Genomic DNA, 13,020 nt, shown 5'->3' with positions numbered 1-13,020 from the left:
GCAAACGACGTGTCTTGTATGGACATCATATAGCGCGATTGCTAAGCAACCGCCATATGACAAATAATTATCATGTTGGATAGAGATCAAGCGTGATTTAAAGTACGCAATCTACTTGAAGGATTCCATCTGCTGGGGTGCTCCGATATTTAATTGTGATAAAGCTACGGGAACATAGGCGTGGTTATGTACATTCATCATTTTATCCATGGAGATTCACCCTTTCTTCTTCAAAGTAGTATGCAGATGGTAATAACTTCTAAATTAGTACCTGTCTGCTGTTGATTGTATCACTGCAATTTTTGCATTGTCAACGTAAAATTCATAAAATCTTCATATTTTTTTAATATATAGCTATTTTGTTGCAAAGAAATGAATCAAAAAAGCAATAAAGATATCATGTTATAATAGGATAGAAAATAGGGTAAAGGTAAAAAAGAGAGGTGGTATAAATCATGAGTATAGCCGTATCTGATGAAGCCGCACGCTGGTACAAAAAAGAATTGAGTCTAGCTGAAGGCGATGCTGTTCGCTTTTATGCACGATACAGCAGTAACAGTGAAATTCATCCAGGGTTCTCACTAGGTATTTCTGTTGAACCACCAGTGAGCCCGGCATTAACGCAAGATGTAGAAAATATCCATTTCTATATGGAAGATCAAGATTTGTGGTATATCAACGGATATCGCCTGAATGTTGAATATATTGAGCATGAAGACGATATTCGGTATGCGTACATGCCTGAATCTCAATAAAGCTCGCTGTATTATTGGATCATCGATTCAAAAAAAGCTTCTTCCTTGTTATGAGGAAGAAGCTTTTTTTACGTATTTTACTTGGGATAATCTAAATTTATTTAGACAGTAGGTGTGCCTTCAAGAGCAAATGCGAAATCTTCGATATCGTATACTTGCACAGGAATCTTGGCTTCAATAATTCGATGAATCATTTCAAATTGATCAGTCAACATCGGTGCTTCTTTTTTTAGCGCAGAAAGAATCATTTCCGTTTCAATCGGATCAAAAGATTCGCCATAGTGAGCGTTATCCATCGCATTAATGATTTTTAATTGGACTTTTTCACTGAGTAAAATAGCCGAACTTTGAGCCCATGGAACCTGAAGAGAACGCTGAATTTTCTTTTTGTTCAAGGGTTCTTCAAAATAAGCAATCAATTGCTGAATTCTTGTTTTGACATACTGATTCTCATTATCTTCATTCATTAACGGTTCAGTACTTTCCGCAAATTCATATAACTCCATAATACTTGTGTAAGGCACAATATATTCTACCGGTTTTTCCGGATCAAGCAGTTGACCATAGATGGCGATCATAACCGCTTCAATAACAAAAGTTTGAGACATAGGTGTATCCTCCTGGATGATGCTAACACATTCAATATAAGCATTTTATCATCGATTCATATTTAGAAAGTATATCATACCTAAGCCTATCGGATAAGCATAATCGTTGAATGTGGTTGGTTATAGTCATTATAGAGGCTACGATTTGCCAATTAGTAGAGATAATAGACCTGCGGCAATCAATGGACCTACAGGTACACCTTTGAAAAAGGCTACGCCTAACAGTGTTCCTATTAACAATCCAGCCACTACAGTAGGTTGATTAGTCATTAATATCGTGCCCCGTCCACCAAGATAAGCCACGAATAAGCCAATTCCGATCGCAGCAAGCGATTTCCAGCTGAGAAAAGAAGAAAGTATCGTATCCAGTGAAATTTTACCACTGGCAAGTGGGGTCATTACACCGATCGTCAAAATAATAATACCAATTGTTAAGCCATATTTCTGTAACCATGGAAAGGCTTGATGCCAGCCTAATACGCGAATAAGCAATAAGACTAGCATAGCAATCGTTACGGTTGAGTTATTACCAATAATCCCGAGCGCCGCTAGAACTAACAAAATCAGTGCAGGTGTATCGATCGCAGCCATTTTGATAAGATCACTCCTTTCTTGACATCTTTAAATAGCAAAATGCCCGCATAAGCGGACACCTTTACATTTAAATGATTACCTTTTTTATCGTGGATAAATTTTTATTAATGAGCCAGTTGTTTGTGAATATGATTCGCAATTTTGTTACCGTGACGACGACCTGTCTCAATAAAGACTTCATTTGCATTACGACCAGAAGCGATAACGCCAGCTACATACAAACCTGGAATATTCGATTCCATCGTTTCCAGATCGAACTTCGGTTTATCCATATCGTCACTCATTTCAATCCCAGCAGATGTGAGTAATTTACGATCAGGATGGAAGCCTGTCATAGCCAAAACGAAATCATTCTCAATCGTTGCTGTTTCGCCATCATTTTGCGTAATGGTGACTTGAGACGAAGTAATCTCTGTGACTTTAGAGTTCAAGTGAAGAGTGACATTGCCTTTTAACACCTGACCTTCAAATACAGGACGTACCCATGATTTGATATTTTGAGAAAGATCGCTACCACGGTAGACCATATCGACATGAGCACCGACACGTACGATTTCAAGAGCAGCATCGACAGCAGAATTACTTCCGCCAATAACAGTTACCCGCATACCCGCATAAGGATGAGCTTCACGGAAATAGTGAGTTACTTTATCTAATTCTTCGCCCGGAATACCTAGATAGTTCGGATGATCAAAATAACCTGTAGCAATAATAACTTTACGTGCTTTATATGTTTTGTCTTCGCCATGACGATTGGTTGTCTGAATCTCAAACGTACCATCTTGTCGTGGTTGTACTTCCAAAGCTTCCGTATAAGGCTGTACACGTAGATCGTAATGACCTGCTGCACGGCGATAATAAGCTAAAGCTTCATGACGGAAAGGCTTGTCATACGGAGTAGAGAACGGCAAATCTCCGATTTCTAACAATTCAGCTGTACTAAAAAATTGCATATTCGTTGGATATAAGTAAATCGAATGTACCATATTATACTTTTCAATCAATAATGTCTTCATGCCTAAACGTGTGCATTCGATTGCAGCAGATAATCCGCAAGGTCCAGCACCAATAATAATTACATCTTCCATCACAGTGGTCTAGCTCCTTCCATAATCTCTTTTCTGTATAGACGATCTTTGTCCGTTCAGATCGTTATTAAAATAGAACCATATTTATCCTACCTTAATATGTTATAAAATTCTAGTTTGCTTAGGCACATAGACACAATTTAAGATGCAAAACGCACAAATTTGTAAAAAATTGAATCAATTCATGTTAAATGAGGTACAATAATAGTAAGCACAAAAAAGTTAGCAACTTTCTTTAGAGGTATCTGAAAACGTTTTCGCACTCGATCGCTTAGTTATCCCAGAATGAGGGAGGAGAGACCGATATGTCTGTACTTGGACTATTTAAAAGAAAAGACAAAGAAGACGTCAACAAGTTCCCGTCGGTTCATGTAACACTAGACGAATTGCGCTGTGCAGTATTGCAATTTGAACGTGAAATGGGTAATGGGATTAATCGTACCGTACTAATGAAAGAAGATAGCAGCTTGGACTTGCCACGTATCGCTCGTTATTTAGGTGGAGTGAGTGATCAGAAGTTCTATTTATCCCGAGAGACTTTTGAGATTTTTGCAGAAGAAGACAAGTCTATTCCGTATCATTTGGATCGTGTACAGCTTGCTGTAGATGATTATATGAATGAAACTGGGAAATTACCGATTGTAGAAGACTCCGTGTATTTTGAAGTGGATTCTCGAATGTTGTATCAACAGCATTATTTGCATGAGCTTCCTGAGTTCAAATTGTATATGACCGATCAAGAAATGATGGTAACCCATCGTCAGCCTGTAGCGTTACCCGATGTCAAAGCACAGGAAGATCGTTCTTACGTATTGTTGTAATTTATAATGAAGTTTAACTAGGAACATTCACAGATCAAAGAGAGTAGATTCTCTGCACACTGTATATTGATAAAACCCCGCTGATATCTAAGCGGGTTTTTTGCTGTATTTAATCAAGGTACGGTTCAAGCACTGACACAATCTGCTATACTTTTAGTAAATGATGATGTATAGAGATTACATATAGGAGTGAGAGAGATCATGAAGATTAGTGCAGTTATTTTTGATTTGGACAATACATTAATGGATCGAGATCATACGTTTCGAACTTTTTCACAAAAATTCGTTGCAGATTACTTGGGTCATGTCGATGAACAGAAAGCCAGAGATATTGTAGGGTATATGCGGATTACTGATGCAGACGGCTACCGGGAAAAACAAGGTTTTTTTGAAGAATTAGTTGAGCGTTTGCCCTGGTTAGAAAGACCGAATGCAGATCAATTATTTGCGTACTATAAAGAACATTATATGAAAGAAGCCCGTCTTATGAATCATGCCCTTGAAGCTATTCATGCATGTCAGGCTCAAGGATACAAATTAGGCATATTAACCAATGGACACCATGAAATACAATACGGCAAAGTAGAACACTTGGAATTGGAATCTTACTTCGATGTGATCCTGACTTCAGGTGAAGCAGGGATCAAAAAGCCAGATCCGAAAATTTACGAGATGATACTGGAAAAGTTAGGCACGACGGGGGAAGAAACTGTATTTGTAGGCGATCATCCTACGAATGATATCTGGGGAGCTTCTCAATCAGGGATGAGAGGCATTTTCCTGCGACGAAGTTTTGAGTGGGATAAGCAGTTAGATGTAGAACCGTGGTATGTGATCAATGAGTTGAACGAGTTGGAAGATATTTGGCAGGGAGTTAAGAAATAGTGTTGGGATACTTATAAAGAATTTAATTTAAAAATAACTAAGACCTTATTTATAAGGTCTTTTTAGCATGTCTACAGACTTAAATGAGATTTACATACATAAGCATCTACTTTAAATTTACCTACTATATAAACTGTAAACCTACAAAGTAAAAGCCCATCCTATTTTGTTTGTTACATATTAAATCTATAAACAGATTATTTTCAACCTTTACCAAAACCTATATTTCGACATATTTTGCGAAGATAAAAGGTTCTTATACTCAGAAGTGTTAGTGATGTAGACGTCTAAACAACTTGGAGTACTAACGCTTATAGTCATGATCGTTTTGACAGATTACATATGTGCAGATCGGGTGGAGAAAGGAATGAATTATGAAGTGGTATGTACAGGCGTTAGGTAAACGCAAAGTAGTAGAGTTTTTATTGTTAATTGTGTTCGTTGTTTTCTTTCTAGGGCCACTGCTCAATCTATTGATTCTAGCGGTATCTGGAAAATGGCAGTATCCTGCGGCTTTACCGCAAAGCTGGTCATTGCAATGGTGGCAATTTGTTTTGAGTCAAGATGACGTATTGCAGTCGATCTCTCTGTCCTTTTTGATCGCTACTGTCGTTACGGTATGTTCGATCATTGTATGTGTGCCTGCGGCGTATGCATTTGCTCGTATTTCATTTCCGCTCAGTAAATGGTTTTTGTTTTCTTTTTTACTGACACATGCGTTTCCCAAAATGGGGCTTTACGTATCGATTGCAGTTCTATTTTACAAATTCGGGCTGATGAACACCTTTGTTGGGATTGTGCTTATTCATATGGTCAACACATTGATGTATATGACATGGATTCCGGCTTCTGCTTTTCGCAGTGTACATCAAGCGCAAGAAGAATCAGCACGTGATGTTGGAGCAGGACCACTTCGAGTATTTTGGAAAATTACGTTTCCGATGGCTTTCCCGGGTATTATGGTCGCTTCCATTTTCACTTTTCTTGCTTCCCTGGATGAAGCGCAAGGAACACTGCTAGTCGGGATTCCTGATTTTAAAACGATGCCGATTATTATGTACTCGATTATTGCAGATTATCCCAATACAACAGGTGCTGTATTTTCAGTCATTCTCACATTACCTACAGTGATCTTGCTAGTGGCGGCACGTAAGTTTGTAAGTGCTGATGTGTTGTCCGGTGGATTTCAAGTGAAATAATCGATTTGGTACATGTTCTAGATGAAATAAGACATAGAGAGCAGGAGGAGCTATGAATACAACAGTAGAGTCGCAATTATCGATTCGGAATTTGAGCAAAGTATTCAAAACAGGCGATGGTGTGAGAAATATTTCGCTAGATATCGCCAAAGGCGAAATGGTGACATTGCTCGGCCCTTCCGGATGCGGTAAAACAACTGTTTTGCGTTCGATCGGCGGATTTTTAGAACCGGATCATGGAGATATTTTGATTCGTGGAAATAGTGTATTGAATTTGCCTCCTGAAAAAAGACCGACAGCGATGGTATTCCAAAGCTATAACTTATGGCCGCATATGACGGTGTATGAAAATCTAGCATTTGGTCTCAAAATTCGCAAATATAAAAAGCCCGATATTGAACGTGAAGTAACAGCGGCGTTGGAATTGGTACAACTCAGTAGCGCAGCAAGCAAAAACCCTACCCAATTATCTGGTGGACAACAGCAACGAGTCGCTTTGGCTAGAGCTTTATTGTTAAAGCCCGATGTGTTATTGCTAGACGAGCCCTTTTCAGCATTGGATGCCAAGCTACGGATGGAGATGCGCGAAGAATTGCGGGATATCCAGACATTAACAGAGATGACGATGGTATTTGTCACGCATGATCAGGAAGAAGCCTTGTCGATCTCAGATCGAATTGTAGTGATGCATGGCGGGCAGATTGAGCAGTTATCGACACCACAAGAGATCTATGATGCTCCGCAATCGTTATTTGTAGCTAGCTTTATCGGTCGTATCAATGTATTGAAGGGGGTGAGTGATGGACAGCATATTACAGTCGGTGAATTACGTGTACCGAATCCCAATGTAGCATTACCGATTGGAGATTGTATCGTTGCTGTCCGTCCAGAAGACATTTATCTGTCAACGCAAGCAGGGGGCTTAGAAGGTCAGATTCGTCAGGTGATGGTACTCGGTCATTATGCAGAAATATCGGTCAATTATGAAGAAGAAACGTTAAAAGTATTTGTGCCTCGCGAACAAGCAGCTACCTTACATCCAGGTCAATCTATCTCACTGATGTTTCATAAAATGAATGTTTTTCCAGCTATCAGTGTATCCGAAGTAGCACCAAGACAAGAAGCTCACGCTTAAATCATTTTAAAAGCAGTTATTTTAAAGGAGGATGTTCTTGTGTTTAACAAAGCTAAAATGAGTATGCTATTGATTCTTGGATTATGTCTAGCAATGGGTTTGGCAGGATGCGGTGGCAAATCAGCTACAGAAGCAGCAAGTGCAAGCAGTAATTCTTCTACACCATCGACAGAAATTTCATTGTATACCGGTGGTTCTCTCAATGTAAAAGAGTTATGGGAAACGTTGATTCCAGCCTTTGAACAAGCCAATCCAACGATCAAAGTAAAATTGGTCTATCTTCCTTCAGGTACAGGTGGACAATCAGCACTGGATCGATTGTTAGCTGCCAAGCAAAGTGGACAAGCTAATGTCGATGTCGATTTGTATGAAGGTAGCTTGGATGATATCTCAAAAGGCAACAAAAATGGAATCTGGGCGAAACTGGATACAACAGGTGTGCCTAATCTCAACAATATTGATGCTAGTGTACTTAAACAAGTAGATGATATGGCTGTGCCTTACCGTGCTTCTTCTGTCGTACTGGCGTATAACAGTCAAAATGTACCTAATCCTCCCAAAACAGCAGACAAGCTATACGATTGGATTCGTCAACATCCTGGTAAATTTGCCTATAACGATCCATCTACAGGTGGAGCAGGTAGTTCATTTGTAACTACAGCGATCTATAACTTTTTGCCTGCTGAAGATATGAACAGTAGTGATCCTGCCATTGCACAGAAATGGGATCAAGGATTTAACTTATTGAAAGAACTAGGACCTTCTATGTATCAACAAGGAGTCTATCCGAAAAAGAATCAAGGCACTCTAGATTTACTCGCTAACGGTGAAGTTGATATGGTTCCTGCATGGTCAGATATGGCGCTTGAACAGACTAGCAAGCAATTATTACCTGACACGACTAAGCTGACGCAGATTAGCCCTGCTTTTACAGGTGGTCCTTCTTACTTAATGGTTCCCGAAATGTCGACCAAAAAAGAAGCTGCTCAAAAACTGCTTGATTATATCCTGACACCAGAAGCACAAACGATTGTGGTGAACAAAATGTATGGATACCCAGGAATTAAATGGGATCTGATGTCTAAAGAATTACAAGATAAATTTGCAAGTGTCTCCGCTTCATACCGCCAATTTAACGGTGGAGATCTTCAACAAGAGATTTACAAACGCTGGCAGACAGATGTCGCTGGTCAATGATGATGAATGCTAGTGTAAAAAAAGGGATACTAGGGCTTGCTCTAGTTATCCCTTCCTTTCTTATTTTGTTTTTTGTCGTGATTGTGCCTATTGTATATGCTATTCGAGAAAGTCTGATTGATGAAAATGGTAGTGGATTCGGATTAGCCAATTATATTCGTTTATTCACTGAACCGACGATGCGTAAAAATATTATATATACCTTAAATGTAACGATTGTGTCTACTTTATTATCGTTAGTGATTAGTTACTCTTTAGCTGTCTATTTACGTTTTGGTCATAGTTGGGTTGTGAAATGGATTAACCGATTGTACTTTATTCCGATGTTCGTACCCGGTGTTATTGCGACTTACGGTCTGATCACGATGTATGGTAATCATGGTTGGTTATCACGGCTACTGTTGTTGATCGGAATCGATACTTTCCCCAAAATTATCTATGATTATAACGGTTTAGTACTTGCCAATCTGTGGTTCAATATTCCATTTGCTACGATGTTGCTTAGTTCTGCTCTGGCGGCAGTCCCTAACTCGGTAATCGAAAGCGCGCGTGATGCTGGAGCGAATATAGGGCAATTATTTTTCCGCTTTGTATTACCCCTTTCATACAAAACGATGTGGGTAGCTATCACGTTTATTTTTATGGGTGTGATCGGAAGCTTTACCGCTCCTTTTCTAATCGGAGCTAATTCACCTCAAGTATTGGGTGTAGCGATGCAACAAGTCTTTTCTAATTATCAGGAGACACATACAGCAAGTGCTATGGCTGTGTTGATGTTCTTACTATGTTCTGTCATGGGGTATTTCTATATTCGAACGATGGGGAAAGAGGGATAATCGTGATGAATAACACTCAAAGCCACTCTACCGTTATCAGTACTATACAACTGAATACATCATTAGAACGTTCACAACGTTGTTATATGCAATGCGAAGTGACTGCCAAAGGATTCGTAGAACTTCATTTGAAAGCAATGAGTAATAGTCACTGGCAACAGAAGAATCATGAATCTGCAATGGTTCGTATGTATGTGAATCAACAGTATAATCAAGATTTGATTTTGTTTTATGGCAAAGAGTCTTTTGTATATACTCGCCTGATTGGGCAATTAGAAGCAGGTACGTATGAGATCGAATTAGAGTTTCGTGAGCAAGAATCACCTTCCAAAGTGAATCTTGTTTATTTGGAGCAGTGTGAATTTCACTGGATCAGTCCTGCCTCTTCATCAGCGCTCGTTTATCAGCATACTCCGATTCTGTACGGACGTAATTTGACTCATGATTATGAAAGCACATTTACAGATACACCACTGCTACTGATGTACTGGATGCAACAGAAGGAAAGTCGAACCATTATTGAATATCATATGGTTTTTAGTCATGAAGATGAAGGCACACCGTCAGGTTTATTGATGAGTAAGTGGGGCAGAACAACAGATATTGAATGGATGTATCGGGTGGAACTTGATCTTGCAGGTCATCTTCTTACAGCGACTTATCAAGGCCCTAATCACGTCACAACTGCTTTTCAAGGAAATACCGACTGTGGAGGTCTACCTATTTTGCAAGCGGCAACAGCCAATGGAAATTTTGTAGATGAAGTTCGTTCTGATTATCGGTTGATTTTGCCACCATCGTATCGCTGGTATCCTGAGCAAGAACCTCGTGAGCAGATTATGAGTGATTATCCATTTACGTATCAGGTCACCAATTGGGAAATGAATCGTCAGTATATTGTAGAACGTAATCACGATGCTTCTTCATGGAAACTTGGCGATCAGCGTCAATATTTGTTTATCCAAAGTTCCAAGTTTGCGTTAGATGTCTATAATTCACGAGCAGACGTACAGCAGACTTGTCTTGATTATCAAGTACGTTTGCAGGGACAAGATGAATGGTTTTCTTCTAGCTTTGGCGATTTACGAGTAGCTGATTTTCGTGCTGCTTATCAAGGTCCTGATTTACATTTTTCGACGACCATTAAGTTGCGTTCTGGTATATACGTAGATCAGATTGCTGAGATTCGAGTCACTCTTTTACCAGAAGGGGTTAATCGTATAGGGGTGAAAGGGATCTATGCCTTTATGCTTGATCATGAATATGTACCGACTAAAGGGATTCAAGCTTCTACACAGGTCGAACTCACTTCAGATGAACCTACACAGACATTATGGAGTTGTATGACACTTATATAGAGATAAATGCGATAACATAGCGACCCAGACAGATCAGTGAATAGGAAAGGGGATATTTGTACATGGAGAAATGGTTGAATGTGTCCGGTCGTATTGATTCATCCGCTACACAGACTCATATTACGTATACTTTTCCAATACTAGAACAGTCCTCAATGATTCGGATTGAGTTCAACTATACACCCAAAACATTAACAGATACCCATCAGGCCAAAGAAATGATTGAATCTGCCATGTTGAAATATGGCTATAACGATCCACAAGTGCAAGACTGGCAGAAGTATGCGCCTTTACACAATCTGATTACTCTTTCTATTGATGATCCGCAGACGCATCGCGGTCAAGCTCATCGGCAAGATCCGCAACAGACACACTTTTTATCAGCAGATCATGCTTCTCCTGGATTCTGGAAAGGATTCAATCCAGTAGGGCAATGGAAAGTAACGTTAAGTATTCATTCTGTTGTTACACCTGAATGTGATTATCAGCTTGAAGTATGGGGGAACTAACAAGATGAAATGGATACCTTCTGAATTACATACCCATACACTGCATAGTGATGGACAACATACATTAGATCAACTGGTTCAATCGGCGCTAGCTCTAGGCATTGATTGCATTGCGTTAACCGATCACAATACACAATCAGGGCTACAAGATCGTCAACGTGTACAAGCAGAGACAGGTATTCATATCGTGCCCGGGATGGAATGGACGACTTTTTATGGGCATATGCTCACACTCGGTATTCACGATTATGTAGATTGGCGTAGTTATGGTATTTATGATATTGAACAAGGGATAGATGAAGTACATGCACAAGGTGGACTTGTAGGGATTGCTCACCCATTTCGTATTGGTAGCCCTATCTGTACGGGTTGTTACTGGGAATATCCTATCTATAACTGGGAAAAAGTCGATTATATTGAAGTCTGGTCTACCTTAATGCCTGCTATAAAAAAGGATAGTCAGCGTGCATATGCTTGGTGGACATCTTTACTTAATGAAGGGCATCGTATTACAGCGACTAGCGGGCGGGATTGGCATCGAACAGAAGATCATGATGCACCTGCGGCTATTACGTATTTGGGCACAGAAGATGAAGATCAGTTGTGGTATTCATTAGATATCGTACAGACTTCCGATACACCGTTTACCGATCATGTAGAGTTGGAGCCTAAAGATAATTCGGTTCTTACAGCTATGCGTCAGGGAGCAGTCACGATTACAATGGGGCCACTACTTACATTTACAGCTCATGTAGTTAATCCTATCCATGATAATCATGCGAAACGGTATAGCATCGGGCAAGAAATCGATTGTCCACAAGATCAAATCTTAAAGTTAGAAATAGCATTAGATACGATCTGTCGTCAAAAACATTATCTGTTAGTGGATCAATCTTTACGCTTGGTGGTGAACAGTAATCAAGGAATATTGTTCGAACAACAGATTCCTGTACAGACAGAAGTCTATGATTGTGAATTGGTACAAGTAGAGGCATTAAGCTGGGTACATGTAGAGTTGTATGGGTATTTTGCCGACATGTATAGCATGATTGCGTTCACGAATGCGATTTATATTACACATTCATCTTAAATATATAACTTATTGCATGTGATCATACGTATAGAAAGGATGAATTGTACAGGATGTCTGCCAAGCAGGAAACGATCAAATCCCGTATCGAGCAATGGATAACAGAACATAATATTCATGCTGGAGACAAACTACCCTCTGAATCCAAGCTGGCGACTCAATTTAAAGTCTGCCGTACGACCGTTCGTGGAGCTATACGTAAGCTTCAAGATGAAGGGAAATTAGTTGTCAAACACGGCAGTGGAACATTTCTAACTCAGGCCCTTCAACATATCCCAAGTTCACTAGATCGATTATATAGTATAGGAGATATGATTCGTTCAGCAGGGCTTATCGAAGATCAACGATTAGCTTATATTATATTAGAAAAATGTCCTCCTGAAGTAGCCGAACGTATGGAGTTGTCTGTGGATGAACCGATGATTGTTTTAGAACGTTCACGAATGGCTAATGGAGAAATTGTTGCACATTCGATCAATTATATGCCTGTTCAACTGGTCGGTAATACATTTGATGAAAGTGTATTTACAGGTTCTTTATTTCAACATTTAGAACAACAGGTAGGCATAGAGATTGTAGGCGCCGATTCCGAATTAACGGTTCCACTGGCTACCGATCCTCATAGTCGTAAATTACTTGTGCACCCACAATCCTCTGTTTTATTGTTAAAGCAGACTCATTATGATGAAATGAATCGCAAAATATTATATTCATATGATTATGTCCGTAGCGATATTTTTACCTTTTGGATAAGACGAACACGATAACAATTTAAAAATTAATTGATAATCATTATCAATTGCGAAAAAGAATGCTATAATAACCATCTAGATGTAGTTTTACACTACTGAGATGGTTATTTTTTGTAGATATTTTACATATATTTTGTAGATATCATACCTATATAATAAAGAAAGGAGAACTATAGTCCAACGCTATCAACAT

General features: G+C 39.3%; 14 protein-coding genes. 11 read left to right on the top strand and 3 right to left on the bottom strand.

Going from position 1 to position 13,020, the window contains the following annotated elements; genetic code table 11:
- The first annotated feature begins 455 nt into the window (after positions 1–455).
- Positions 456–755: a HesB/YadR/YfhF family protein gene (locus tag RCP16_RS09615; protein WP_069327303.1), complete on the top strand. Its 300-nt coding sequence runs from the start codon at positions 456–458 to the stop codon at positions 753–755.
- A 101-nt stretch (positions 756–856) separates the two neighbouring features.
- Here the strand turns inward: RCP16_RS09615 and RCP16_RS09610 are convergent, their stop codons facing one another.
- The 3 genes from RCP16_RS09610 to RCP16_RS09600 all read right to left on the bottom strand — a co-directional run bounded on the left by RCP16_RS09610 (position 857) and on the right by RCP16_RS09600 (position 3,045).
- Positions 857–1,363: an ADP-heptose synthase gene (locus RCP16_RS09610; protein WP_069327302.1), complete on the bottom strand. Its 507-nt coding sequence runs from the start codon at positions 1,361–1,363 to the stop codon at positions 857–859.
- A gap of 138 nt (positions 1,364–1,501) precedes the next feature.
- Positions 1,502–1,945 (bottom strand): DUF441 domain-containing protein, encoded by a 444-nt coding sequence (locus RCP16_RS09605; RefSeq protein WP_069327443.1) that lies wholly within the window; start codon positions 1,943–1,945, stop codon positions 1,502–1,504.
- A gap of 116 nt (positions 1,946–2,061) precedes the next feature.
- Positions 2,062–3,045, bottom strand: a complete 984-nt coding sequence (locus RCP16_RS09600; protein ID WP_069327301.1) for a YpdA family putative bacillithiol disulfide reductase — start codon at positions 3,043–3,045, stop codon at positions 2,062–2,064.
- A gap of 305 nt (positions 3,046–3,350) precedes the next feature.
- Here RCP16_RS09600 and RCP16_RS09595 point away from each other — a divergent pair, with 305 nt between their 5' ends.
- The 10 genes from RCP16_RS09595 (at position 3,351) to RCP16_RS09550 (ending at position 12,842) form a co-directional block, all read left to right on the top strand.
- Positions 3,351–3,866 (top strand): DUF3939 domain-containing protein, encoded by a 516-nt coding sequence (locus tag RCP16_RS09595; RefSeq protein WP_137222777.1) that lies wholly within the window; start codon positions 3,351–3,353, stop codon positions 3,864–3,866.
- A 201-nt stretch (positions 3,867–4,067) separates the two neighbouring features.
- Positions 4,068–4,751: an HAD family hydrolase gene (locus RCP16_RS09590; protein ID WP_308642306.1), complete on the top strand. Its 684-nt coding sequence runs from the start codon at positions 4,068–4,070 to the stop codon at positions 4,749–4,751.
- 374 nt (positions 4,752–5,125) lie between these two features.
- Positions 5,126–5,950 (top strand): ABC transporter permease, encoded by an 825-nt coding sequence (locus RCP16_RS09585; protein WP_069325850.1) that lies wholly within the window; start codon positions 5,126–5,128, stop codon positions 5,948–5,950.
- A gap of 52 nt (positions 5,951–6,002) precedes the next feature.
- Entirely contained in the window at positions 6,003–7,085 is a 1,083-nt protein-coding gene (locus tag RCP16_RS09580; RefSeq protein ID WP_308642305.1) for an ABC transporter ATP-binding protein, read from the top strand.
- Between the two features lie 39 nt (positions 7,086–7,124).
- Complete coding sequence (locus RCP16_RS09575) at positions 7,125–8,282, top strand: extracellular solute-binding protein (RefSeq protein ID WP_308642304.1); 1,158 nt, start codon at positions 7,125–7,127, stop codon at positions 8,280–8,282.
- Between the two features lie 2 nt (positions 8,283–8,284).
- On the top strand, positions 8,285–9,118 hold the full coding sequence (locus RCP16_RS09570) for an ABC transporter permease (protein ID WP_308642470.1): 834 nt from the start codon (positions 8,285–8,287) through the stop codon (positions 9,116–9,118).
- Between the two features lie 5 nt (positions 9,119–9,123).
- Positions 9,124–10,476: a hypothetical protein gene (locus tag RCP16_RS09565; RefSeq protein ID WP_308642303.1), complete on the top strand. Its 1,353-nt coding sequence runs from the start codon at positions 9,124–9,126 to the stop codon at positions 10,474–10,476.
- Positions 10,477–10,538: 62 nt separating this feature from the next.
- Positions 10,539–10,985 (top strand): hypothetical protein, encoded by a 447-nt coding sequence (locus RCP16_RS09560; protein WP_069325854.1) that lies wholly within the window; start codon positions 10,539–10,541, stop codon positions 10,983–10,985.
- 4 nt (positions 10,986–10,989) lie between these two features.
- A complete protein-coding gene (locus RCP16_RS09555; RefSeq protein ID WP_308642302.1) occupies positions 10,990–12,075 on the top strand; it encodes a CehA/McbA family metallohydrolase in 1,086 nt (361 codons plus the stop codon).
- A gap of 53 nt (positions 12,076–12,128) precedes the next feature.
- Positions 12,129–12,842, top strand: coding sequence for a GntR family transcriptional regulator (locus tag RCP16_RS09550; RefSeq protein WP_308642301.1), 714 nt, complete (start codon positions 12,129–12,131; stop codon positions 12,840–12,842).
- Positions 12,843–13,020 lie beyond the last annotated feature (178 nt).

The organism is Paenibacillus nuruki, assembly GCF_963311185.1.
Classification (GTDB): Bacteria; Bacillota; Bacilli; order Paenibacillales; family Paenibacillaceae; genus Saccharibacillus; species Saccharibacillus nuruki.
The sequence above is the reverse complement of the archived record's forward strand: the minus strand, read 5'-3'. Positions and strand labels throughout refer to the sequence as shown.

Bases quoted from the DNA above. Each gene is read 5' to 3' on its own strand.
- RCP16_RS09590 (WP_308642306.1), top strand. From the start codon at position 4,068: ATGAAGATTAGTGCAGTTATTTTTGATTTGGACAATACATTAATGGAT.
- RCP16_RS09595 (WP_137222777.1), top strand. From the start codon at position 3,351: ATGTCTGTACTTGGACTATTTAAAAGAAAAGACAAAGAAGACGTCAAC.
- RCP16_RS09560 (WP_069325854.1), top strand. From the start codon at position 10,539: ATGGAGAAATGGTTGAATGTGTCCGGTCGTATTGATTCATCCGCTACA.
- RCP16_RS09555 (WP_308642302.1), top strand. From the start codon at position 10,990: ATGAAATGGATACCTTCTGAATTACATACCCATACACTGCATAGTGAT.
- RCP16_RS09580 (WP_308642305.1), top strand. From the start codon at position 6,003: ATGAATACAACAGTAGAGTCGCAATTATCGATTCGGAATTTGAGCAAA.
- RCP16_RS09565 (WP_308642303.1), top strand. From the start codon at position 9,124: ATGAATAACACTCAAAGCCACTCTACCGTTATCAGTACTATACAACTG.
- RCP16_RS09600 (WP_069327301.1), bottom strand. From the start codon at position 3,045: ATGGAAGATGTAATTATTATTGGTGCTGGACCTTGCGGATTATCTGCT.
- RCP16_RS09570 (WP_308642470.1), top strand. From the start codon at position 8,285: ATGAATGCTAGTGTAAAAAAAGGGATACTAGGGCTTGCTCTAGTTATC.
- RCP16_RS09550 (WP_308642301.1), top strand. From the start codon at position 12,129: ATGTCTGCCAAGCAGGAAACGATCAAATCCCGTATCGAGCAATGGATA.
- RCP16_RS09610 (WP_069327302.1), bottom strand. From the start codon at position 1,363: ATGTCTCAAACTTTTGTTATTGAAGCGGTTATGATCGCCATCTATGGT.
- RCP16_RS09585 (WP_069325850.1), top strand. From the start codon at position 5,126: ATGAAGTGGTATGTACAGGCGTTAGGTAAACGCAAAGTAGTAGAGTTT.
- RCP16_RS09615 (WP_069327303.1), top strand. From the start codon at position 456: ATGAGTATAGCCGTATCTGATGAAGCCGCACGCTGGTACAAAAAAGAA.